22 protein-coding genes are annotated in these 21,028 nt (G+C 71.5%); 11 read left to right on the top strand and 11 right to left on the bottom strand.

All coding sequences use genetic code 11. The annotated features are described in order from the left end of the window. Positions 1-314: 314 nt before the first annotated feature. Entirely contained in the window at positions 315-845 is a 531-nt protein-coding gene (locus ACX27O_RS17615; protein WP_030337586.1) for a M48 metallopeptidase family protein, read from the bottom strand. Positions 846-1,358: 513 nt separating this feature from the next. On the opposite strand from ACX27O_RS17615, the gene ACX27O_RS17610 reads away from it, so the two are divergent. From ACX27O_RS17610 to ACX27O_RS17600, 3 genes are all read left to right on the top strand, one after another. Continuing rightward, positions 1,359-1,529, top strand: coding sequence for a DUF5679 domain-containing protein (locus ACX27O_RS17610; RefSeq protein ID WP_167457767.1), 171 nt, complete (start codon positions 1,359-1,361; stop codon positions 1,527-1,529). Positions 1,530-1,754: 225 nt separating this feature from the next. Then, positions 1,755-2,867 carry a TOMM precursor leader peptide-binding protein gene (locus ACX27O_RS17605; RefSeq protein WP_358128426.1) on the top strand — a complete coding sequence of 371 codons (1,113 nt, stop codon included), beginning with the start codon at positions 1,755-1,757 and terminating at the stop codon, positions 2,865-2,867. Continuing rightward, positions 2,864-4,210 carry an ABC1 kinase family protein gene (locus tag ACX27O_RS17600; protein WP_030337584.1) on the top strand — a complete coding sequence of 449 codons (1,347 nt, stop codon included), beginning with the start codon at positions 2,864-2,866 and terminating at the stop codon, positions 4,208-4,210. Before ACX27O_RS17605 ends, ACX27O_RS17600 begins: the two co-directional genes overlap by 4 nt. Positions 4,211-4,528: 318 nt before the next feature. Here ACX27O_RS17600 and ACX27O_RS17595 read toward each other — a convergent pair whose 3' ends face one another. From ACX27O_RS17595 to ACX27O_RS17585, 3 genes are all read right to left on the bottom strand, one after another. Next, positions 4,529-4,894, bottom strand: a complete 366-nt coding sequence (locus tag ACX27O_RS17595) for a WhiB family transcriptional regulator (protein ID WP_030337583.1) — start codon at positions 4,892-4,894, stop codon at positions 4,529-4,531. A gap of 130 nt (positions 4,895-5,024) precedes the next feature. Next, complete coding sequence (locus ACX27O_RS17590) at positions 5,025-5,273, bottom strand: hypothetical protein (protein WP_030337582.1); 249 nt, start codon at positions 5,271-5,273, stop codon at positions 5,025-5,027. A 121-nt stretch (positions 5,274-5,394) separates the two neighbouring features. Beyond that, the gene (locus ACX27O_RS17585) at positions 5,395-7,560 is read right to left on the bottom strand and encodes an ATP-dependent DNA helicase UvrD2 (protein ID WP_210866498.1); all 2,166 of its coding nucleotides are present in this window, start codon (positions 7,558-7,560) and stop codon (positions 5,395-5,397) included. Between the two features lie 92 nt (positions 7,561-7,652). Here ACX27O_RS17585 and ACX27O_RS17580 point away from each other — a divergent pair, with 92 nt between their 5' ends. After that, the gene (locus ACX27O_RS17580) at positions 7,653-7,895 is read left to right on the top strand and encodes a mycoredoxin (protein WP_030337579.1); all 243 of its coding nucleotides are present in this window, start codon (positions 7,653-7,655) and stop codon (positions 7,893-7,895) included. A 9-nt stretch (positions 7,896-7,904) separates the two neighbouring features. Here the strand turns inward: ACX27O_RS17580 and ACX27O_RS17575 are convergent, their stop codons facing one another. Next, positions 7,905-9,257: an MFS transporter gene (locus ACX27O_RS17575; protein ID WP_210857828.1), complete on the bottom strand. Its 1,353-nt coding sequence runs from the start codon at positions 9,255-9,257 to the stop codon at positions 7,905-7,907. A gap of 213 nt (positions 9,258-9,470) precedes the next feature. Between ACX27O_RS17575 and ACX27O_RS17570 the strand changes: the two genes are divergently transcribed. The 3 genes from ACX27O_RS17570 (at position 9,471) to ACX27O_RS17560 (ending at position 11,274) form a co-directional block, all read left to right on the top strand. After that, positions 9,471-10,451, top strand: a complete 981-nt coding sequence (locus ACX27O_RS17570) for a helix-turn-helix domain-containing protein (RefSeq protein ID WP_030337576.1) — start codon at positions 9,471-9,473, stop codon at positions 10,449-10,451. A 72-nt stretch (positions 10,452-10,523) separates the two neighbouring features. Then, positions 10,524-10,763 carry a DUF397 domain-containing protein gene (locus ACX27O_RS17565; RefSeq protein ID WP_030337575.1) on the top strand — a complete coding sequence of 80 codons (240 nt, stop codon included), beginning with the start codon at positions 10,524-10,526 and terminating at the stop codon, positions 10,761-10,763. 235 nt (positions 10,764-10,998) lie between these two features. Continuing rightward, positions 10,999-11,274, top strand: a complete 276-nt coding sequence (locus ACX27O_RS17560; RefSeq protein WP_210866497.1) for a hypothetical protein — start codon at positions 10,999-11,001, stop codon at positions 11,272-11,274. 126 nt (positions 11,275-11,400) lie between these two features. Here ACX27O_RS17560 and nudC read toward each other — a convergent pair whose 3' ends face one another. The 3 genes from nudC to ACX27O_RS17545 are packed head-to-tail and all read right to left on the bottom strand — an operon-like array spanning position 11,401 to position 15,004. After that, the gene (nudC, locus tag ACX27O_RS17555) at positions 11,401-12,360 is read right to left on the bottom strand and encodes an NAD(+) diphosphatase (RefSeq protein WP_210857825.1); all 960 of its coding nucleotides are present in this window, start codon (positions 12,358-12,360) and stop codon (positions 11,401-11,403) included. Further along, entirely contained in the window at positions 12,357-13,697 is a 1,341-nt protein-coding gene (locus ACX27O_RS17550; protein ID WP_210857824.1) for a M16 family metallopeptidase, read from the bottom strand. Before ACX27O_RS17550 ends, nudC begins: the two co-directional genes overlap by 4 nt. After that, on the bottom strand, positions 13,694-15,004 hold the full coding sequence (locus tag ACX27O_RS17545; RefSeq protein ID WP_030337570.1) for a M16 family metallopeptidase: 1,311 nt from the start codon (positions 15,002-15,004) through the stop codon (positions 13,694-13,696). The genes ACX27O_RS17550 and ACX27O_RS17545 overlap by 4 nt, the downstream gene beginning before the upstream one ends. Positions 15,005-15,358: 354 nt before the next feature. Here ACX27O_RS17545 and ACX27O_RS17540 point away from each other — a divergent pair, with 354 nt between their 5' ends. The 4 genes from ACX27O_RS17540 to ACX27O_RS17525 are packed head-to-tail and all read left to right on the top strand — an operon-like array spanning position 15,359 to position 18,527. Continuing rightward, positions 15,359-16,423 (top strand): ABC transporter substrate-binding protein, encoded by a 1,065-nt coding sequence (locus ACX27O_RS17540; protein WP_210857823.1) that lies wholly within the window; start codon positions 15,359-15,361, stop codon positions 16,421-16,423. Then, complete coding sequence (locus ACX27O_RS17535; protein WP_458939740.1) at positions 16,420-17,199, top strand: ABC transporter ATP-binding protein; 780 nt, start codon at positions 16,420-16,422, stop codon at positions 17,197-17,199. Before ACX27O_RS17540 ends, ACX27O_RS17535 begins: the two co-directional genes overlap by 4 nt. Further along, on the top strand, positions 17,189-18,073 hold the full coding sequence (locus ACX27O_RS17530; protein ID WP_030337566.1) for an ABC transporter permease: 885 nt from the start codon (positions 17,189-17,191) through the stop codon (positions 18,071-18,073). Before ACX27O_RS17535 ends, ACX27O_RS17530 begins: the two co-directional genes overlap by 11 nt. 1 nt (position 18,074) lies before the next feature. After that, on the top strand, positions 18,075-18,527 hold the full coding sequence (locus ACX27O_RS17525; RefSeq protein WP_458939739.1) for an RrF2 family transcriptional regulator: 453 nt from the start codon (positions 18,075-18,077) through the stop codon (positions 18,525-18,527). Positions 18,528-18,773: 246 nt separating this feature from the next. On the opposite strand, the gene ACX27O_RS17520 is transcribed toward ACX27O_RS17525, so the two are convergent. The 3 genes from ACX27O_RS17520 to cspE form a co-directional block, all read right to left on the bottom strand. Then, positions 18,774-18,974 carry a hypothetical protein gene (locus tag ACX27O_RS17520; protein ID WP_036412564.1) on the bottom strand — a complete coding sequence of 67 codons (201 nt, stop codon included), beginning with the start codon at positions 18,972-18,974 and terminating at the stop codon, positions 18,774-18,776. 228 nt (positions 18,975-19,202) lie between these two features. After that, entirely contained in the window at positions 19,203-20,516 is a 1,314-nt protein-coding gene (locus ACX27O_RS17515) for a DEAD/DEAH box helicase (RefSeq protein ID WP_030337563.1), read from the bottom strand. A 223-nt stretch (positions 20,517-20,739) separates the two neighbouring features. After that, positions 20,740-20,943, bottom strand: a complete 204-nt coding sequence (gene cspE, locus ACX27O_RS17510) for a transcription antiterminator/RNA stability regulator CspE (RefSeq protein ID WP_007464836.1) — start codon at positions 20,941-20,943, stop codon at positions 20,740-20,742. Positions 20,944-21,028 lie beyond the last annotated feature (85 nt).

Here is a 21,028-nt window from a genome sequence, read left to right as displayed (position 1 = left end):
GGCCCGACCCGGCCCACCCGGCCCGACCTACCCGACCCGACCCGACCCGGCCCACCCGGCGCGACCCGACCCGGCCCACCCGGCCCGACCCGACCCACCCGGCCCGACCCGACCCGACCCACCCGGCGCGGCCTGGCGGCATGATCGACTCGGTTTCATTGAAGTCGCGGTGTCCCAGGGCCATCAATAGCGCGATATTCAGGAACCCGAGTGGATCTAGGCTGATCGCGCCTCAGATGGTGTCCGGCGCGGCACCCGACGGGGCCTGGTGCGCCGGAACCCACGCGCCCCCGGGGGGGGTGGGAGGGTGTGGATCAGGTGGGGAGCGGTGCGCAGGAGGCGGCGGCGACCCCTTCGAGGTAGCCGCGGGCGCGTTCCGCCTTGGGATAGCGACCGACCAGCGCCCAGAACCGGGCGTTGTGGCTGGGCACGATGAGGTGCGCCAACTCGTGGAGCAACACGTAGTCGATCACCCACTCGGGCATCTCCTGGACGCGGTGCGAGATGCGGATGCTGCGGTCCGCCGGGGTGCAGGAACCCCACCGGCCGTTCTGGTTGGTGACCCACCGGACGCTGGCCGGGACCGCTTTCGCGGGGTACTCGGCGAGATAGAGGTCGATGAGCCGGTTGGCGCGGGCCAGCAGCTCGGCGTCGGAGCGGGCCAGTCGCCCCTCACGCGCGGCGAGTCGGGCGAGCATCCGGTCGACCCACTCGCTCTCCTCGGCGCGGGAGAACTGGTCGGGGATGAGGACGACCACTCGCTCACCGTCACGGTACGCGGACACCGTGCGTCGTCGACGCTGGCTGCGCCGCACCTCGACGACAGGCTTGCGCGTCCCCGCCATCACTGGCCCGCGCAGCCTCGGCTACGTGTCACGAAGGAAAGCTAATGCCCACTGACCAGGGGTCCGCAAGAGTCAACCGCACGACACGCGCCCAGAAAATGGTGATTGGTCGCCAGGCGTCCCGAAAATTTCTTGACGGATGCGCCATCGCGCCATCTCGTCACCCTTCGTGAACGCCGATGACGCGGGTACGCGGCACGTCCCCACCGTAGGTGATCACCGTCCCGGATGCCCCCGCGGGGGCACTCGCACGGGTGGCTGTCAGGGTTTGGTCGGCGTGTCCCCGCCAAACTGACTTATCCGACCTATTTCGCCATGCACACTCTCGACGTCGACTTGCTCACAGTGTCGATGCACAGCTGACATGGAACTGCCCAGACCTGGGTAGGGTCCGCGAACCAGCGGTCACGAAGGTGGCCGCGGAGTGAGACCCAGCGCCGGCGCCCCGTGTGGCCCGCCGCCGGGCACCCCGCCGGAACGGCATTGACCGGCGGACGAGACGAGGAGGGCACCGTGGCCGACCAGGCCCAGACGACCTACAACGGTTACTGCGTGAAGTGCAAGGAGAAGCGGGACTTCGAGGGGCACGTCGAGGTCTCGAAGACCGGAATGAACATGGCCAAGGGCAAGTGTCCGGTATGCGGAACAACAGTGAACCGCATCCTGGGCAAGGCCAAGGTCTGACCCGAACGGGATGAACGGGGGTGGGGTGGCCGGTGGCCACCCCACCCCCGTTGCCGATCGGCACTCGACGCCACCGGCGTCGGGGGGCGGCCCTGTCGGCTGGCTGACAACACGGCTCGCGGGCTGTGGAAAACCCGCCAGATCCTGTGGATAGCGCTGGACAGCGGCCTGACCGCCTGTGGACAACGATCGACCGAGCGCGAAGACGCGGTCACGATTCGTGACATGAGCCGCACCGCACTGCTCCGCCCCACCCTGCTGCCCGGCCTCAACCGGCTCTGGCGGGACCGGCACACCCTCCAGCTCGGCGTCGGCCCCGGTCCGGCAGTCCTGCTGGAGTTGGCCAACCCCCGCGCGGCCCACCTGCTCGACCTGCTCGACGGCACCCGCAGCGAGCGCACCGTGCTGGCCGAGGCGACGACCGCCCAGGTCAGCGCCAACGACGCGCGTACCCTGCTCGACGCGCTGCAAGCTGCCGGCCTGTTGGTGCCGGCGCACAGCCTGGTCCCCCGCGACCTGACCGGCCCGGTCCGGGCCCGACTCGCGGCGGAGGCCGGCGCGCTGGCCCTGACCGCCTCCCGGCTGCCCGGCACCCCGGCTCAGGTCCTGCGTCGGCGGCGGGCGGCCCGCGTCCTGCTCACCGGTGCGGGGGCGCTCGGCGGGCCCCTGACGGTGGCGCTGGCCCAGTCCGGCGTGGGCCAGGTGATTCCCCAGCTCACCGGCCCGGTACGCGCCGTCGACCTGATCGGCACCGGCATCCCCGCCGCCGACCTGGGTCGCCCGCTGGCATCGGCGGTACGGGCCGCGGTCGATCGCGTCGCGCCGGGCACCGGCACCCACCCGAGCCGCGCCGGGCGGGTCGACCTGGTGATCCAGCTCGGCATGGACCGGCCTCCCGCGCTGCTCGCCGCCGGTTTCGCCCAGCGTCGGCAGCCGCACCTGCTCGTCACACTCCGCGAAGGCGTACCGGTGATCGGGCCGTTGGTCCGCCCGCCCGCCGGGCCCTGCCTGCACTGCGTCGAGCTGCACCGGGCCGACCGCGACCCGGACTGGCCGCGGCTCGCCGCTCAACTCGCCGTCGCCGACCCGGTGGCCGCCGGAACGACCGGCACCCTGCTCGCCGCCTGCGGGTACGCGCTGGCCGAGGCGCTGACGCAGCTGGACGGGGGCCAACCGGAGACGCTTGGTGGTGCCATGGAGATCGCCGGTGCCGGCCGTTTCCGTCGTCGGGGTTGGCCGCCACACCCGGCGTGCGGGTGCTCGCAGGGTCGAGTGTCCGCACCAGCCCGGCCGCAGAGCAGCAGGGGGGCCCTCCGGTCGGTAACAATGACCGGGTGACCGACATCCCGCGCCGCGCCGTGTCCCGCACCGCCAAGCTCGCCGCCCTGCCGCTCGGCTTCGCCGGCCGGACCGTTCTCGGGATGGGAAAGCGCGTCACCGGGCTCGCCTCCGACGTGATCTCGGCGGAGATCCAACAGCGCACCGCCGAGCAGCTGTTCAGCGTCCTAGGTCAGCTCAAGGGCGGGGCGATGAAGTTCGGCCAGGCGCTGTCGGTCTTCGAGGCGGCTCTGCCGGAGGAGATCGCCGCGCCCTACCGGCAGGCGTTGACGAAGTTGCAGGAGGCCGCGCCGCCGCTGCCGGCCGCCAGCGTGCACAAGGTGCTGGCCGAGCAGCTCGGCCCCGACTGGCGGGACCTGTTCGTCGAGTTCAACGACGTTCCGGCCGCCGCCGCGAGCATCGGTCAGGTGCACCGGGCGCGCTGGCGCGAGCCGGGGTTCGACGCGGCGGGCGCACCGAACAGCCGCGACGTGGCGGTCAAGATCCAATATCCGGGGGCCGGCGACGCCCTGCTCGCCGACCTCAAGCAGCTCTCCCGACTGGGCGGGATGTTCCGGGCCATCCAGCCCGGCCTGGACGTCAAGCCGCTCCTGGCCGAACTGCGCGAACGGATCACCGAGGAGTTGGACTACGAGCTGGAGGCCGAGTCGCAGCGCGCCTTCGCGTCCGCGTACGCCGACGATCCGGAGATCTACATCCCGGAGGTGGTCAACGCCTCGCCGCGGGTGCTGGTCACCGAGTGGGTGACGGGCACCCCGCTGGCCGACATCATCCGGGAGGGCACCGAGGAGGATCGGAACGAGGCCGGCCGGTTGATGGCCACCCTGCACCTCTCCGCGCCGCAGCGGGCCGGGCTGCTGCACGCCGACCCGCATCCGGGAAACTTCCGGCTGCTGCCCGACGGTCGGCTCGGCGTGATCGACTTCGGGGCGGTGGCCCGTATGCCGGAGGGCACTCCGGAGCCGATCGGTCGGATCGCCGCGATGGCCCTGCGCGGCAACGCCGACGAGGTCGTGGCGGGGCTGCGGTCGGAGGGGTTCATCGGCTCGGCCGACGAGATCGACGCCGAGGGGGTGCTCGACTTCATCCGTCCCATGCTGGAGCCCATCGCGGCGGACGGCTTCCGGTTCACCCGAGCCTGGCTGCGGGCCGAGGCGGGTCGACTGGCCAGCCCTCGCTCCCCCACGTACCAGCTGAGCCGGCAGCTCAACCTGCCACCGTCGTACCTGCTGATCCACCGGGTGACGCTCGGATCGATCGGGGTGCTCTGCCAGTTGGAGGCGAAGGCCCCCTACCGGAGCATCCTGGAGCGCTGGTTGCCCGGCTTCGCCCCGGTCGCCTGAGCAGGTCGAGGCCCCGGTCGCCTGAGAACGTGAGGAAGGGCGGGTGCCGGTCGGCACCCGCCCTTCTGAGTGGAGTGGTACTAGAGAACGCCCAGGTCGCGAGCCGCCTGATTGCGGCCGGTCATGGCGACGGTACGGGCGGATCGGGTTGCCTCAGTGCTCGTGGTGGTACGACCGGCCTGAGGCCGGCGCATTCGAGCCCTGGTCAACGCTTCGTTGAGTAGTTGCATCTCGAAGGCTCCACTCGGAATGTTCAACATCGTTTTCTCACTCACTGCCGGTAGGACACCGGCGTCGTTGGAACGGGTCGGGAACATGTCAGGCTGCCAGCCGGACCGCGCCACGCACCTCGGACAGCCCACTGGCTGCCAGGCGCGCCTCGGCCTCGACCCGAAGCGCGGCGTCTCGGGCGACGTCCTCCTTACGCGGACGGCCACGGGGCCGCTTACGCGGGACAACCGCGCCACGCTCGAAGATCTCGCCGCCCCAGACGCCCCAGGGCTCCGCTCGCTCAACGGCTCCGGCCAGGCACTCGACGCGCAGCGGGCAGTCCCCGCAGAGCGACTTGGCCAGCTCGAGCTCGGTGGGCGAGTCGGAGAACCACAGGTCGGGGTCGAACTTCCGGCAGGGCAGGTTCGCCTCCATCTCGACGCTCATGTCGAGGGGGGCCAACGCCAGACTCATCTCCCGGTCACCTCTCTCTCACTTCGATCTCGTGGATCGCATTCCGACGTACTTACGGCGGGCAAAAAACTGAGGCCGCGGATCCCGGTAAGCGGGTTCCGCGGCCTCGAGGTGAGCCGGAGTCTGATGGTCAGACCGGTTTACCTCGAGGTGGAACGCCGCGGACATCCATGCGCTTCTTGACGTCATTGATGCCCATGCCCGTGAAGCCACTGGTCCCCTCGACTCCGACGGGCGCGACGGTCAGGGTCAGCTCGGCCTGAACCTGGTGCACCTGCGGAACCGACGGTCGTGCAGCCGTGAGGGCCACCCGGACAGCCGACAGCGGAGCGCAGACAGACGGCATCGCCGTCAGACGCTCATAGGTGAAGATCTTCACGGTGGCCACCTCCCTCACGTTCCTCGAATCGACTGGACCGCCCCCGTGAGCAGCCGGAATGGCGCCGCTCGCGTGGTGTGTCCTGAGGCTATTCCTCGCGCCGGGGCGAGGGCAAACGAATTTACGACGAGATTTCGAAAGTTTTCTCCGGGCAGACATCGTCCACCCCGGCACCTGCCACGAGGGCCAGCACCGACTCCCCGTAGAGGCCCAGCTTGCGGGGGCCGATACCGGCGATGGCGATCAGCTCCTCCGACCGGGCCGGTCGCCGCTCGGCCAACGCGACGAGCGTCGCGTCGGTGAAGACCACGTACGCCGGGACCTTCTGCGCACCGGCCACCCGCTGCCGCCACTCGCGCAGCCGTTCGTGCAGCTCATCGTCGATGTCGGACGGGCAGGTGGGGCAGCGGCCGAGCTTTCGGTCCGGGCCGGCGAGCAGAGTGGCACCGCAGATCCGGCAGGAGACGATCTGGGTGCGTCGCCGCTCGGGACGGCGGGCCGGACCGGTGCCGCCGCTGGCCCGTTCGGTGCCGCCGGAGCGGTCCAGGTGGGGCAGGAACCGCGACGGCCGCCGGGCCCGTCCGCCCGGCGACCGCGCGGCCGCGTACGACAGCCAGAGCCACTCGCGTGCGCGGGTGATCCCGACGTAGAGCAGCCGGCGCTCCTCCTCGACCTGCTCGACGGTCTTCGCGTACGTGGTGGGCAGGGTGCCCTCGGCGAGACCGACCAGGAAGACCGCGTCCCACTCCAGGCCCTTCGCCGAGTGCAGGGACGCCAGCGTCACGCCGTCCACGGTCGGTACGTGCTGCTGGGCGGCCCGGCGGGCCAGTTCCTCGGTGAAGTCGGTGAGGGTGACCGGGCGTTCCACCGAGGCGGCCTCGCCGATCGGCACGACCTCGGGGGTCGCCGCGTACTCCTCGGCGAGCTGGACCAGCGCGGACAGCGCCTCCCACCGCTCGCGGGCGGCACCGCCGGTCGGTGGGGTGTCCGGGGTCCAGCCGACGGCGGTGAGCGCCTCGACGACGGCGGCCGGCAACGGTGTCTCTCCCGGGATCGAGCGGGTGGCGGCACGCAGCGCGACCATCGCCTGGCGCACCTCGGCCCGTTCGAAGAACCGCTCCGCGCCTTGCACGACGTACGGCACCTCGGCCTCGGTGAGCGCCTTCTCGTACGCCTCGGACTGGGCGTTGACCCGGAACAGCACGGCGATCTCCTTCGCCGGGGTGCCCGCGTCGATCAGGGAACGGCAACGCGCGGCCACCGCGTTCGCCTCCGCCGGCTCGTCGGTGAAGATCCGCAGATCCGGTTCGGGGCCCGGGGGGCGCTGGCCGCTCAGTTCCAGGCGCAGGCGCGCCTCGGTGCCCCGGGCCTGGGAGATCACCGCGTTGGCCAGCCCGACCACCTGCGGGGTGGAGCGGTAGTCACGGACCAGCCGGACCACCGTGGCGTTGCGGTGTCGGCGCGGGAAGTCGACCAGGTACGCCGACGTCGCCCCGGTGAACGAGTAGATCGTCTGGCTGGCGTCCCCGACCACTGTCAGGTCGTCCCGGCCGCCGAGCCAGGCGTCCAGCAACCGCTGTTGGAGGGGGTTGACGTCCTGGTACTCGTCGACGACGAAGTGCCGGTACTGGCCACGGACCTGCTCACCGACGTCCGGGTGCTCCTCGATCCCCCACACCGCGGCCCGCAGCATGTCCTCGAAGTCGATCACACCGTTCGAGCGCTTGAGCTGCTCGTACGCGGTGAACACGTCGGCCACCTTCGCCGGCTCGTGGGGTGTGTCGCGCAGCGCCCGGGCCGCGGCCACCACGTAGTCCGTCGGTTCGACGAGCGACGACTTCGCCCACTCGATCTCGCCGGCCAGGTCGCGGGCGGCGGCCCGGTCGGTACGCAGGCCGACCCGGGCGGCAGCGAGGGTGACCAGTCGTACCTTGCTGTCCAGCAGTTCGGGCATGGCACGCCCGGCCAGCAGCCGGGGCGCGAAGTACCGCACCTGACGCAGCGCGGCGGCGTGGAACGTCCGCGCCTGGACGCCACCCACCCCGAGCACCGTGAGACGACTCCGCATCTCGGCGGCGGCGCGGGCGGTGAAGGTGACAGCGAGCACGTGTCGGGGGGAGATCTCCCCGGAGAGCGCCCGGTGGGCGATTCGGGAGGTGATCGCGCGGGTCTTGCCGGTGCCGGCGCCGGCCAGGATGCAGACCGGGCCGGCGGGTGCGGTCACCGCGGCGCGTTGCTCCGGGTCCAGCCCGGCGAGCACCTGTTCCGACGCTGAGTGAACCGCCACAACCAGGAATCATCTCAGCTCCTCCCAGCGTTGCAGCGAACAGCCTCGGCTTGATCGGCAAGCCGCGGCCGGAGGAGTTGGAGGATCCGACCATGTTGACGATGTATTCCACCCCCTGGTGCGGCTACTGCCACCGGCTGAAGTCGCAGCTCGACCGGGAGGGCATCGGTTACGAGGTGGTCGACATCGAGCAGGACCCGAAGGCCGCGGAGTTCGTGATGAGTGTCAACGGCGGTAACCAGACGGTGCCGACGCTGCGCTTCGCCGACGGCAGCGCGCTGACGAATCCCTCGATCACCCAGGTCAAGCAGCACCTGGAAACCCTCAACGCCTGATCTGCCGGTTCATCCTCGGCGCACGGCCGCCCCACCGGGGCGGCCGTTCGTCGTGTCTGGGCACGAGTCACGGTGGCGACGGTCGGCGGGCGTTGGAAGTCCGGGTCGGTCGGTGTCCTCAACCGGTCGGCGGGGTGCCGGGAGCGTCGGGCGGGTGGGTGGCGTCGGTGCGGGTGCCCCGGGCGGCGCGCTCAGGTGGCGGCCCCGCCACAGGTAGCTACCGGCGGCCAGGGTGGCCACTCCGACCAGCGCGAACAGCAGCCGGTAGTCCAGTAACCCGACCAGCAGGGCACCCGCCCCGATGGAGAACGCCTGCGGCCCGCTGACCACCGCCTGGGTGGCCGCGGCGACCCGGCCGACCAGCGCGGGCGGGGTGCGGCGCTGGATCAGCGTGTGCAAACCCACCATCGTCAGCGGGAGCGAGACCCCGGCCAGCAGCACCGCCGCGAACCCGAGCCGCAGATCGGGGTACGCGAGCGCGAGCGCGGCCGGCGAGAAGAAGGCGACCCCGGCGGCCAGCGTGCCGACCTCGCCGAGCCGGCGGACCAGCGTCGGTGAGCAGAGTCCGCCGAGCAGACCACCAACGCCCTGCACGGTGACCAGCACACCCACGAACGCGGCATCCCGGTTCAGCCCCTGGTCCACGTAGGCGAAGATGAGCGACTCGCTGAAGCCCATCACCAGTGAGCCGAGCCCGTAGCCGAGCAGGGCCCGCCGCAGGGCCGGCTCGCCGGCCAGGTGCCGCAGGCCGGCGCCCAGCTCGGCCGGCCACCGCAGCCGTACGGTCGGCGGCACCTGTTGCGGGGCGGGCAGCGCGGTCACCACCGCCGCCGCGGTCAGAAATCCGACCATGCCGATTCCGGCCAGCGCCCAGCCGCCGAGCGCCGCGTAGAGAGCCGCGCCCACCAGCGGGCCGACCAGTCGTATCCCCTGGCGTACGGTCTGCAGCACGCCGTTCGCCTCGGCCAGCAGCTCGACCGGCACCAACTCGCGGATGAGCCCGCTGAGCGCCGCACCGAGCGTGATGGACGAGAGTCCGTAGAGGGCGGCCACCAGGTAGACGACCCAGACGTCGCCCGCGTCGTGGACGGTGAACAGCGGGGTGAGCAGGGCGGCGGTCGCCACGTTCGCGGCGACGAAGAACGGTCGGCGCGGGTAGCGGTCCACGACCCAGCCGACCAGCGGTGCCAGCGTCATCGGCGCGATGACCGCGAAGATCGTGGCACCGGCCAACCCGTCCGAGCCAGTCAGATCCTTGACCCAGATGGCGAGTGCCAGCAGCAGGATCGACTCGGCGGTCATGCTGGCCAGCAGGCCGCCGAAGAGCAGACGGAAGTCGGGTCGGCGCAGGATCGTGCGCATGGGTCCCTCCGGCGGGATGGCGTGCCCAGGTGGGCGAGGTCGACGGCCGCGACCGCGGGTCCGTCGTCGTCCGGCATTCCCGTGGTCCGATTTTCGCAAGACACGCCCTCGCCGGAACCTCCGACACCGGTCGCGCCGTCCATACTGACCGTGGGGGGCGAATTTCATACAGTTACCGTCGCGTCTGCGGCGGTCGACGGGAAAGAGGACACTGTGCCTCCTGCCGCACCCAGCCCGATCCTGCGTCGTCGCCGGTTGGGCATCGAGCTGCGCCGCCTGCGTGAGGCCGCGGGCCTCACCGGCGATCAGGTCATCGAGCGTATCGGTTGGGCCTCCGCGTCCAAACTGTCCCGCCTGGAGAATGGCCGCAGCCGACCGGACCCGCAGGACGTCGGCGACCTGCTCGACCTCTACGGCGCCGACCAGGCGCTGCACGACGAACTGCTGGGCATCACCAACGAGGCCGGCGACATGCGCGGCTGGTTGAAGAACTTCCCGGTGATGACGCAGCAGCAGCGCGGCTGGGCCGAGTTGGAGGCGGGCTGCGCGGAAATCTCCGAGTACAACCCGGTGCTGGTGCCGGGCCTGTTGCAGACCCCCGGGTACGCCCAGCTGCGGATCGTGTCGGCCCGCCAGGTGAGCGCGGGCGCGGGCGAGCCGGAGCCCGGCGACGAGCCGGAGACCGAGGTGCAGGCGCGATTGGCCCGCCAGTCGCTGCTCACCCGGGAGCCGCACGCTCCCCGCTACACCGCCGTGCTGGAGGAGGCCGCTCTCGGCCGCCGGGCCGGGCCGCCGGAGGTGCTGCACGAGCAGCTGCTCCAACTCTGCGAGCTGGCCCTGCTGCCGAACGTGACCCTGCACGTGCTGCTCCGGGACACCCAGATCGGCAGTTGGTTCCTTCCGCCGACCGCGTTCTCGGTCTATCGGTTCGCCGATCCCCTCGATCCGGAGACATTGGCCATCGAAGGTGGCTTCACCGACGTCATGTCGACCGAGGCAATCACGCTAAATCGCTATAAAGTGGTGTTCGAGTGGCTATGCACGGCGGCACTTAACGCCTCGGACACCCTCTCCTGGCTGATCGAGGCGGCGGGACGGCTGACCGAGGCGACGCCCCCATCCACAGTGGCGTTCGGGCCGGCAACGGCGCCGACCCAACGCCGCCAGGGTTCGGGGCGACTGACGGACCGGTGATCCACGGGGGACCTCCGTCGGGCGTGCGGCACCACTCGTCCCATCGGATCGCTGCACATCAGGAGCAGAACCATGAACGACATCCGCAACACGCCGTCCGTCTCCGCCCACTCGTTGGCGGACGCCCCGTGGCGTACCAGCACCCGCAGCCAGACCTCCAACTGTGTGGAGGTCGCCCCGCTCGCCACCGGCCCGTCGGCGGTCGCCCTACGCGACAGCAAGGACCGGGGCGGCCCGGTGCTGCTGTTCAACCGCGCGGGGTGGCTCGGTTTCATCACCGGCGCCAAGAAGGGCCAGTTCGATCTGAACTGACCCGGTCATCGGGTACGGGGCCGTCGGCGTAGCGCCGGCGGCCCCGTCTCGTCACACCCGTCGACCCGTCGCCCGGTGACCCGCCAACCCTGCTGAGCAGCCATCGACTGATCGGACGAGGCTCGAAACCGATAGGCGCGTTTCAGTTGCTGAGACGAACACGGGGCGTAACATGGCCCTCGGATACGTGGAACTTCCACACTGCTCATCCGTCGCGGTTCATCCGGAGACCCACATGCGGTTCCTGATCGTTCGCACCGACATCCGCGCCGTCGCCGACGGGGACATCGCCGCCGCCTGGGCGGACGGCCATCGACTTCGCGACGAGACGACCGCGCCCGAGCCGCGACGTCAGATCGTGCACGCCGAGGACCGGGACGCCGCGCTGCTGCTGGCCCGCGCCCTGGCCACCGTCGGCGCGGTCCGCGCCGGCAAGCAGCGGGTCAAGGTCCTCCCGCTGATCGAGTCGCGGCCCGCCTTCCGACACAGACCGGGCCGTACCGGCACCTGATTCACAGGTCGTCCGTCGTGGTCGGACCGGCTCCCCCGCCGCGTTACTCGCACCCGCCGACCACGACGGCCCGTGTTCCCGGCCCGTGACCGTCGCGGCAACGGCGGCCGCGGGCCGGGACCGCGCTCAGCGGTCGGCGTCCACCCAGCCGTCCAGCCACCGGTGAATGAGGAAGAGCGCGATCGACGACGGCGGCGGCAGGACCAGTCGGGCCCCGTCGCCCACGTCGACCGTCTGCCCGGCCAGTGCCGCCCCGATCTCCTGGCGGGAGAACCACCGGGCGTACGCGATCTCGGACGGGTCGACCCGCACCGGCTCGGCCGGGTTCGCGGTGGCAAGGAAGCCCAGCATCAGCGAACCGGGGAACGGCCAGGCCTGGCTGCCCACGTACCCGATGCGCTCGACCCCGATGCCCACCTCCTCGCGGACCTCGCGCAACACTGCCGCCTCCGCCGACTCGCCCGGCTCGACGTAGCCGGCCAGGCAGGAGTAGCGGCGACCACCGGGGGTGCCCTGCCAGCCGGCGTTGTTGCCGAGCAGGCAGCGGCCGTCCGGGCCGTCCACCCCGTCGTGAACGAGCACGATCATCGCCGGGTCGGTACGCGGCCAGATCCGCCCGCCGTTGCGGTCCACCCGGGACCAACCGGCCTCGTCCATCGCGGTCGGCGCACCGGTGCTGGTCGAGTAACCGTGCCGGGTGTGCCAGTTGACGAGTGCCAGCGCGGTGGTGAAGATGCCGGCCTCCCGGTCGGCGAGCAGGTGACCCACCTCGCGGAGGTGGACCGCCCGGGTCCCCGGGATCGCCGGCAGCGGCGCGTCGACGGCGAAGACCGGCACCCCGTCCGGCTCGACCCCCAGGAACATCGCCGCCGACTCGGAGCCGGCGGGCACGTCACCCGCCCCGAACAGCACCAACGTCGGCGGCGACGTCTCGGTGCGGGCCAGCGTCCGACCGTCGTCGGTCGAGTCGATCAGCAGCACCCGGGCGCGCAACCACGCCTCGGTCAACCACTGCGAGTCGCCCCGCCGGTGCGCCGCCCGATCCAGCGTGGACCGCGCCAACGGCGGCGCCGCCTCCCCGCTCACGCCTGTCGCTCGGTGTGGACAGCGGTCAGCGCGGCCAGCCCCGGGGTGATCCGCTCCGCGTCGCCGAGCACCACGATCGCCGCCCGAGCCGGTGCCAGGTACCGGGCCGCCGCCTGCGCCACGTCCTCGATGCTCGCCTTCGCCAACCGCGCCGCGTACTCGGCGAGGAAGTCCAGGCGTAGCCCGTTGCCCGCGTACGCGCTGGTCAACGCGGCCAGCCCGGCCTGGGTGGACATGCCGAGCTGAAGGGTGCCCAGAGCGTACTGCCGGGCCTGCTCCAACTCCTCGGGCTTCGGTGGCAGCGACGCCAACCGGCCCAGCTCGTACGTCGTCTCCAGCAGCGCCGGACCGGTGACCTCGGTGGCCACGTCGGCGGCGGCGACCAGCACCGACCCGGCGACGGAGTGCTCGATACCCGAGTGCGGGCCGTACGTGTAGCCCTTGTCCTCGCGGATGTTCTCCACCCACCGGGAGGAGAAGTAGCCGCCGAAGATCAGGTTGGCGAGTTGCAGCGGGGCGTGGTCCGGGTCGGTGCGCGACACCGCCGGAAGCGCGATCCGCAGCGACGACTGCACCGAGCCCGGCCGGTCGACAAGCAGCAGCGGCCCCGGCTCCAGCGGCGGGGTCGCCGGCAGGTCGGCCACACGCCCGGCACCCGACCAGCCGCCGAGTGCCCGCTCGGCGGCGTCCAACGCCTTCTCCGGCTGCACGTCACCGACCAGCACCAACTGCGCGCCGGTCGGATGCACCCGCTCCGAGTGCAGGGTGCGCAGGGCCGCCGGTCGGACGGCCCGGATCTGGTCGGGCTCGGGCGTCTGCGTCGCGTACGGGTGCCGGCCGTAGATCCGCTTGAGCAGCGCCTCCCGGGCCAGGTGCGCCGGTTGACTCTGCGCCACCTGGATCCGGTCGACCAGTCGGTCCCGTTCGGTGGCCACCTCGTCGCTGGGGTAGCTGGCGCCGGTCAGCACCTCGGCCAGCAGCTCCAGCATCCGGTCCAGACCGGTGACCAGGCCGGCGCCGGAGAGCATCAGCCGGTCCGGGTCGACGCCCGCGGAGAGCCCGCCGCCCACCTTCTGCAACTCGGCGGCGATCTGCACGCTGGTCATCGACCCGGTGCCGGAGAGCATGGTCTGCGAGAGCATCGCGCCGCGGGCCAGGTGCACCCGACCGAACGGCACCCAGAGCCGCAGTTCGACCAGGGGCACGGCGGGCCGGCGTACCGCGATCACGGTGAGCCCGTTGGGCAGCGTCCGCTCGGCCTGCTTGGGCACCTTGAGCTTGCGGGTCGGACCGAGCGGGGGAAGCGTGCGCGGCGCGGCGGCCACAGTCCCGGTCATCGGGCACCTCCGGGGATGACTTCGATGGCGGCGCGACGCTCCGGACGCACTGTGGCCGCGGCGGCCCGGACCTGCTCCTCGGTGACCTCGCCGACCAGCCGGGGCAACTCGTTGAGCAGGCCCGGCTCGCCGCGTTGCTGCTCCAACACTGCCATCCGCAGCGCCCGACCGAGCACCGCGTCGGTGTCCCGCAGCAGGTGGGTCGCCATCCGGGCCTGGGTGCGGGCCAGCTCACCGTCGGTCAGCCCGTCGGTGGCCAGCCGGTCCAGCTCCTCGTCGATGGTGCGCAGCACCTTGTCCACGTCACCCCCGGGCGGCAGGTGCGCCTGCAACAGCAGCGCGGTGGGGTCGCGGACGTCGAACGGGTCGCCCATGAAACCGAGGTATCCGCCGAGGCTGGTCACTGTGCGGTCGCGCTGCACCAGCCGCTCGACCAGCCGCGACGCGTCGCCGTCGGTGAGCACCTCGGCCAGCACCACGTACGGCAGGTAGCCGGCGAAGTCGGTGACCGGGTCGGGCACCCGCCACGCGCCGGCCACCGCCGGCAGCGGCGCCAGGGCGTCGGTGTACGAGGTGCGCCGCTCGGCGCTCAGGTCGGGTTCGGTGAAGTCGGGCCGTTGCGGTGCCGGCCGGGCCGGCACGTCGCCGAAGTGCCGGCTGACCAGCTCGGTCGCCTCGGCCACGTCGATGTCACCGCTGACGGCGAGCACGGCGTTGCCGCTGGCGTAGTAGCGGCGGAAGAAGTCCGCTGCGTCGGCGACGGTCGCCGACTCCAGGTCGTCGAAGGAGCCGTAGCCGTCGTGGGCGTTGGGGAAGGTGTCGAACATGACCGGCGGCAGGGTCAGCCAGGGGAAACCGCCGTACGGCCGGTTGAGGACGTTGACCCGGATCTCCTCCTTGACCACGTCGACCTGGTTGCGCAGGTTCTCCTCGGTCAGCCGAGGGCCGCGCATCCGGTCCGCCTCCAGGAACAGTGCGCGTTCCAGCGCGTTGCTCGGCAACGTCTCGAAGTAGTCGGTGTAGTCCAGGTGGGTGGAGCCGTTGAAGGTGCCGCCCGCGCCCTGCACGTGTCGGAAGTGAGCCAGCTTCTCCAGGTTTTCCGAGCCCTGGAACATCAGGTGCTCGAAGAGGTGGGCGAAGCCGGTGCGCCCCTCGGGCTCCGAGCGGATGCCGACGTCGTAGACCACCGCCACCCCGATCACCGGGGCACTGCGATCGGGGGTGAGCACCACCCGCAGGCCGTTGTCGAGGGTGAACCGCTCGACCGGATACTTCGTCGCTGGAATTCTGGATCTCCGCGCCGCCACGGAGTCGACCCTAGCGCGTCGACACGGTCGCCACCCGCGACCTTCCCGGAGCCGCCGCGACGGGGGCGGTCACCAGGGTCAGCACCTCGTTGGCGACCCGTTCGGCCTCCTCGCGGTGCGGCCGAGTCGGTCCGACGGAACCGGGCCTTTGCGGCGGCGATCCGCTCCGGGCTCGTCCCGGCCAGCAGCCGGTCGCTCCCCGCCAACGCTACGCCGCTTATCACAGCAAGCTGGTAGGAAATGCCGACATAACTGAGACGCGCCATCCCGCCATGTGGATGGGTCTTGACGCTGACCACGGCCTGGCCCACTCTTCCTACCAACTAAGTAGGAATACTGCGGATTGGATGGACGATGAGACGGCTCCCCCTGCGCCGGACGGTCACGCTGATGACCCTCGCCGCCCTCGGCGCGGCGACCCTGGGCAGCACCGCCGGGTGCGGCGACGACAGCGAGGGCGCGGGCGGCAGCTCCGGCCCGGTGACGCTGCGCCTCGGCTACTTCCCCAACATCACCCACGCGCCAGCGGTCGTCGGCGTGGAGAAGGGCATCTTCGCGGAGAAGCTCGGCACCGACGTCAAGCTGGACCCGAAGACCTTCAACGCCGGCCCGGCCGCCATCGAGGCGGTCTTCTCCGGCGCGCTGGACGCCACCTACATCGGTCCGAACCCGACGGTGAACGCCTTCTCCAAGTCCAAGGGCGAGGCTGTCCGGGTCATCTCCGGAGCGGCGTCCGGCGGCGTGGCGCTGGTGGTCAAGCCCGGCATCACCGGGGCGCAGGACCTGAAGGGCAAAAAGATCGCCACCCCGCAGCTGGGCAACACCCAGGACGTGGCGGTCCGGTACTGGCTCAAGCAGCAGGGCCTCACCACCACCAAGGAGGGTGGCGGTGACGTCAAGATCGTGCCGCAGGAGAACGCCCAGACCATCGAGACGTTCACCAGTGGCGCGATCGACGGGGCGTGGGTGCCCGAGCCGTTCGTCTCCCGCCTGGTCAACGCCGGCGGCACGGTGCTCGTCGACGAGCGTGACCTGTGGCCCGACAAGAAGTTCGTCATCACCAACCTGCTGGTGAGCACGAAGTTCCTCAAGGCGCACCCGGACGTGGTGCAGAAGCTGGTCGACGGCCAGGTGGCCGCCAACGAGTTCGTCAACACCAAGCCGGAGGAGGCGCAGCAGGCCATCTCCGACGCGATCGGCAAGATCACCGGCAAGCCGCTGGACCTGAAGCTGATCAAGCAGGCGTGGCCGACGTTGGAGTTCACCAACGACCCGATCCCGTCCTCCCTCAAGGCCGGGCTCGACCACGCCGTCGACGTGCAGCTGACCGAGCCGGTGGACCTCAAGGGCCTGTACGACCTGAAGTACCTCAACAACGCGCTGAAGGCCGCCGGCAAGCCCGAGGTCGTCCAGCCATGACGTCGACCACGACGACGCCGCGGAGCGCGACCACAGCCGTCGCGCTCTCCGGCGTGACCAAGGTGTACGGACGCGGGTCGAGCGCCGTCCTGGCCCTGGACGGTGTGTCGCTGGACGTCGCGCCCGGCGAGTTCGTCTGCCTGGTCGGCGCGTCCGGCTGCGGCAAGAGCACCCTGCTCAACCTGGTGGCCGGGCTGGACCGGGTCAGCGGTGGCCAGATCACCCTGGCCGGCGACGTCAACCCGGGCCTGATGTTCCAGGAACCGGCGCTCTTTCCGTGGCTGACCGTCGACGCCAACGTGGAGGTCCCCCTCAAGCTGCGCCGGCTCCCCCGGGCCCAACGCCGCGAGCGGGTCGCCGAACTGCTGCGGACGGTGCACCTGGGCGAGTTCGGCCGCAAGCGCCCGCACGAACTCTCCGGCGGGATGCGGCAACGGGTCGCGCTGGCCCGCACGTTGGCCCTGGACACCCCTGTGCTGCTGATGGACGAGCCGTTCGGCGCGCTGGACGCGATGACCCGGGACATCCTGCACGACGAGCTGGAACGGATCTGGTCCGAGCGCCAACTCTCGGTGCTCTTCGTGACGCACAACGTCCGCGAGGCGGCCCGACTGGCCGACCGGATCATCCTGCTCTCCAGCCGACCCGGCCGGATCATCTACTCCACCGAGGTGACCATCCCGCGCCCCCGTCGGATCGACTCCCCCGAGGTCGCGGCCATCGCCGCCGAGGTCACCGAGCGGCTCCGTACGGAGGTGGGCCGCCATGGCCAGTGACACCCTCACCAGTTCGGCCCGTACCGACGCCGAGATCACCGGCCTGGACGCGCTGGAGATCGCCGGTCGGGACAAGGACGTCTCCCGGGGCACCCGCCTCTGGGCGGCCACCTGGCCCAAGCTCGCCGCGCTGGCCATCGCCATCGCCGCCTGGCAACTCGTGGTCCTCTCGGGTTGGAAGCCGCCGTACTCGCTGCCCGGCCCGCTGGAGGTCGGCCGCGAGCTGATGGCCCAGGCCCAGAGCCCGCAGCTCTGGGACGGCCTGGTCACCACGTTGCGCCGGGCCGCCCTCGGGTACGTCTTCTCGGTCGCCGTCGGCCTGCTGCTCGGCCTCGCGGTGGCCCGGTCCACCGTGCTGCGCGCCGCCATCGGCTCGATGATCACCGCGTTGCAGACCATGCCGTCGATCGCCTGGTTCCCGCTGGCCATCCTGCTCTTCGAGCTGAGCGAGAAGGCGATCTTCTTCGTGGTGGTGCTCGGAGCGGCACCGTCCATCGCCAACGGGGTGATCTCCGGAGTGGACTACGTGCCGCCGCTGCTGCTGCGCGCCGGCCGCAACCTGGGCGCCCGTGGGCTCAACCTCTACCGGTACGTCATCGCTCCGGCCGCCCTGCCGGCGATCGTCGCCGGGCTCAAGCAGGGCTGGGCGTTCTCCTGGCGCAGCCTGATGGCCGGTGAGCTGCTCGTGGTCGGCATCTCGCAGACCTCACTCGGCGCCCAGCTCACCTACTCCCGCGAACTGTCCGACGCGCCCTGGCTGCTCTCCACGATGATCGTCATCCTGGTCGTCGGCCTGGTCGTGGACGCCGCGTTCGGCGCTGCGGACAAGGCGATCCGGCGTCGCTGGGGCGTACTGGACCAGGCTGGTCAGTGACGTGTTCGTCTCCGCGCGCAGCGACTACGCGCTCCGGGCGATGCTCGCCGTCGCCGCCGCCGGTGGTGGCGACGGCGACGGCGACAGGGCCGGCGAGTTGGTGAAGGCTGCCAGCCTGGCCGAGGTGCAGGGCATCCCGCTCAGCTTCCTGCAGGGCATCCTGCTCGACCTGCGCCGGGCCGGTCTGCTGCACAGCCACCGCGGTGCCGACGGCGGGTACGCGCTGACCCGCCCGCCCCACGAAATCACCGTCGGGGACGTGCTGCGCGCGGTCGGCGGTTCGCTCACCACGGTGCGCGGCCTGCCGGCCGAGCGGGCCGACTATCACGGAGTGGCCGCGGGGCTCACCGACGTCTGGCTGGCGGTGCACGGGGCGATCGCCACCGTCGTCGACAGCACCACCCTCGCCAACCTGCTCACCCAAACCCAAACCCAAACCCCCACAACCCCCTAGCCCGCCCGCGCCGCGCCCCCGCGCCCCCGTGTCCCCGTATCCCGCGATCTTGCACTTTCTGTCGCGGCAAAAGGGACGCATCCTGCCGAATTGACAACCGAAAGCGCAAGATCGGCGCATGCGTGGGTTGCGGTGGGTTGCGGCGACGGTGATGTGGTCGGGCCGGTGCCCCGCCGACCCGACCACACCTCGCACCGATCCTGACCGGGCCTGCCCCTCCGCCGGCACCGGTAGGCCGGTCGCTGCTCAGCCCACGTGTGCGTCCGCCGGGCCGGAGCCCGGGCCGCCAGGACTGTGCAGCTCCACCAGACCGGCGGGAGCATTGCCCGCCGGGGTGGCATGCCAGGGCGCGAAGGCCGCGACCATGGCGAGCAACAACCCGGCGAGCGCGACCGCGACCACCAGGATCAGTTCACGCAGTGCGCCCGAGCCGGCTTCGCCCGCCATGGTCACCCCTCCCGTGTCGGGCCCCCCGCCCGACTTCCCCCGTCCGTCAGCCTCGACCACCACCGGCCGGGGCGCAGTCGGCCAGCCGACCCAGCGGAGGCTGATTACCGACTCAGCCGAACGGGTGACCGAGCCCTCATCACGAGGCGGCCCGGAGGGCACGCGATGGGCGGGAACGACACCGACCCGCCCAGCCGAAGCGGGACGGGTCGGTCGACGAGCGGAAGATCAGACGGTACGGGGGCGACGCGGGCGCCGGGAGCGTCCCGACGCGCGGTGCGCCGGCCGGGCGCCGCCGTCGGAGGCCGAACCACCGGAGGTACGCGTCCGAGAGGCGGGCACCGGCGGCGCGACGATGGTCACCGGCACACCGGACGGCTCACGGGCACCGGTCACCCGGGCCAACGCCGCGTCACCGGGGCGCACCTGGACCGACTCGGGTCGGATGCCGGCAGTGGCCATCAGCCGGGACACGTCCCGGCGCTGCTCCGGCAGGACCAGGGTGACCACGGAACCGGACTCGCCGGCCCGGGCGGTACGGCCGCCCCGGTGCAGGTAGTCCTTCGCCTCGGTCGGCGGGTCCACGTTGACCACCATGTCCAGGCCATCCACGTGGATGCCACGGGCCGCCACGTCGGTGGCGACCAGGGCGGTCACCTGACCGTTGCGGAACTGCTCCAGGATCCGGGTGCGCTGCGGCTGGGACTTGCCGCCGTGCAGCGCGGCAGCGCGTACGCCCTTGGAGAGCAGCTGACGGGCCAGCCGGTCGGCGCGGTGCTTGGTGCCCATGAACAGGATGGTGCGGCCCTCACGGGCGGCGATCCGGGTCAACGCGTCGGGCTTGTCGGCGGCGTCGACGTGCAACACGTGGTGGGTCATCGCGGTGACGGTCGCGGTGCCCGGGTCGACCGAGTGGGTGACCGGGTTGCTCAGGAAGCGGCGGACCAGCCGGTCCACGCCGCCGTCCAGGGTCGCGGAGAAGAGCATCCGCTGCCCCTGCGGCGCGACCTGCTCCAGCAGCTTGGTGACCTGCGGCAGGAAACCCATGTCGGCCATCTGGTCGGCCTCGTCGAGCACGGTGATCTCGACCTGGTCGAGCCGGGCGTCGCCACGGTTGATCAGGTCGTGCAGCCGGCCGGGGGTGGCGACGACCACCTCGGCACCGGCACGCAGCGCGTCCGCCTGCCGTTGCAGCGACAGCCCGCCGACGACGGTGGCGCAGCGCAGCCCGACGGCGCGGGCGTACGGGGCCAGGGCGGTGGTGACCTGCTGGGCCAGTTCGCGGGTCGGCACCAGCACCAGGGCCAGCGGGCGACCCGGCCGGGCCTTACGGCCGGCGGTGCGCGACAGCAGGGGAAGCCCGAAGGCGAGGGTCTTGCCGGAGCCGGTACGGCCTCTTCCCAGCACGTCCCGGCCGGCGAGCGAGTCGGGCAGCGTCGCCGACTGGATCGGGAACGGCTCGGTGATGCCCTGCGCGGTCAGCGCGGTGAGCAGCGCCGGCGCCAGACCGGTATGGGCGAAAGAGGGAATAACTGTGGTCATGCGGAAGCCTTCCTCGACGCGGCACGTGTCGAGGGAGGGCGCCGAAGTCGGCGCTGTCAACCAGCGGAAAGAGACCGCCAGGACTCACAAGCACGAACCGAAGGGAGTACAGGCCGGCCCGCCGCCGGGCCGCCGCCTGCGGACGCAGGCGGCGGCGGGGCGGGCCGGTCCCGTCACCGTCACACCCGGAGGGCGCGACAGGTAATGCTGACCGATCCGAAGATCAGAGCGGGCGGATGTTCTCCGCCTGCGGGCCCTTCTGGCCCTGGGTCACCTCGAACTCGACCCGCTGGTTCTCGTCCAGGCTCCGGTAGCCGGAGGACTGGATCGCCGAGAAGTGGGCGAAGACGTCAGCGCCGCCGCCGTCCGGGGTGATGAAGCCGAAGCCCTTGTCAGCGTTGAACCACTTCACGGTGCCAATAGCCATGTGTTTCGTCTCCTTGACGGAACGTCGGACGCGCACTTGTTGCACGCCCGAAGAGGAGCGCTCCGCGCGGGGATGCGCGAATCGC

The organism is Micromonospora sp. SD19 (assembly GCF_054462275.1).
The sequence above is the reverse complement of the archived record's forward strand: the minus strand, read 5'-3'. Positions and strand labels throughout refer to the sequence as shown.

Bases quoted from the DNA above. Each gene is read 5' to 3' on its own strand.
- ACX27O_RS17615 (WP_030337586.1), bottom strand. From the start codon at position 845: ATGGCGGGGACGCGCAAGCCTGTCGTCGAGGTGCGGCGCAGCCAGCGT.
- ACX27O_RS17605 (WP_358128426.1), top strand. From the start codon at position 1,755: ATGAGCCGCACCGCACTGCTCCGCCCCACCCTGCTGCCCGGCCTCAAC.
- ACX27O_RS17595 (WP_030337583.1), bottom strand. From the start codon at position 4,894: ATGAGTCTGGCGTTGGCCCCCCTCGACATGAGCGTCGAGATGGAGGCG.
- ACX27O_RS17580 (WP_030337579.1), top strand. From the start codon at position 7,653: ATGTTGACGATGTATTCCACCCCCTGGTGCGGCTACTGCCACCGGCTG.
- ACX27O_RS17575 (WP_210857828.1), bottom strand. From the start codon at position 9,257: ATGCGCACGATCCTGCGCCGACCCGACTTCCGTCTGCTCTTCGGCGGC.
- ACX27O_RS17565 (WP_030337575.1), top strand. From the start codon at position 10,524: ATGAACGACATCCGCAACACGCCGTCCGTCTCCGCCCACTCGTTGGCG.
- ACX27O_RS17560 (WP_210866497.1), top strand. From the start codon at position 10,999: ATGCGGTTCCTGATCGTTCGCACCGACATCCGCGCCGTCGCCGACGGG.
- ACX27O_RS17550 (WP_210857824.1), bottom strand. From the start codon at position 13,697: ATGACCGGGACTGTGGCCGCCGCGCCGCGCACGCTTCCCCCGCTCGGT.
- ACX27O_RS17540 (WP_210857823.1), top strand. From the start codon at position 15,359: ATGAGACGGCTCCCCCTGCGCCGGACGGTCACGCTGATGACCCTCGCC.
- ACX27O_RS17535 (WP_458939740.1), top strand. From the start codon at position 16,420: ATGACGTCGACCACGACGACGCCGCGGAGCGCGACCACAGCCGTCGCG.
- ACX27O_RS17530 (WP_030337566.1), top strand. From the start codon at position 17,189: ATGGCCAGTGACACCCTCACCAGTTCGGCCCGTACCGACGCCGAGATC.
- ACX27O_RS17520 (WP_036412564.1), bottom strand. From the start codon at position 18,974: ATGGCGGGCGAAGCCGGCTCGGGCGCACTGCGTGAACTGATCCTGGTG.
- ACX27O_RS17515 (WP_030337563.1), bottom strand. From the start codon at position 20,516: ATGACCACAGTTATTCCCTCTTTCGCCCATACCGGTCTGGCGCCGGCG.
- cspE (WP_007464836.1), bottom strand. From the start codon at position 20,943: ATGGCTATTGGCACCGTGAAGTGGTTCAACGCTGACAAGGGCTTCGGC.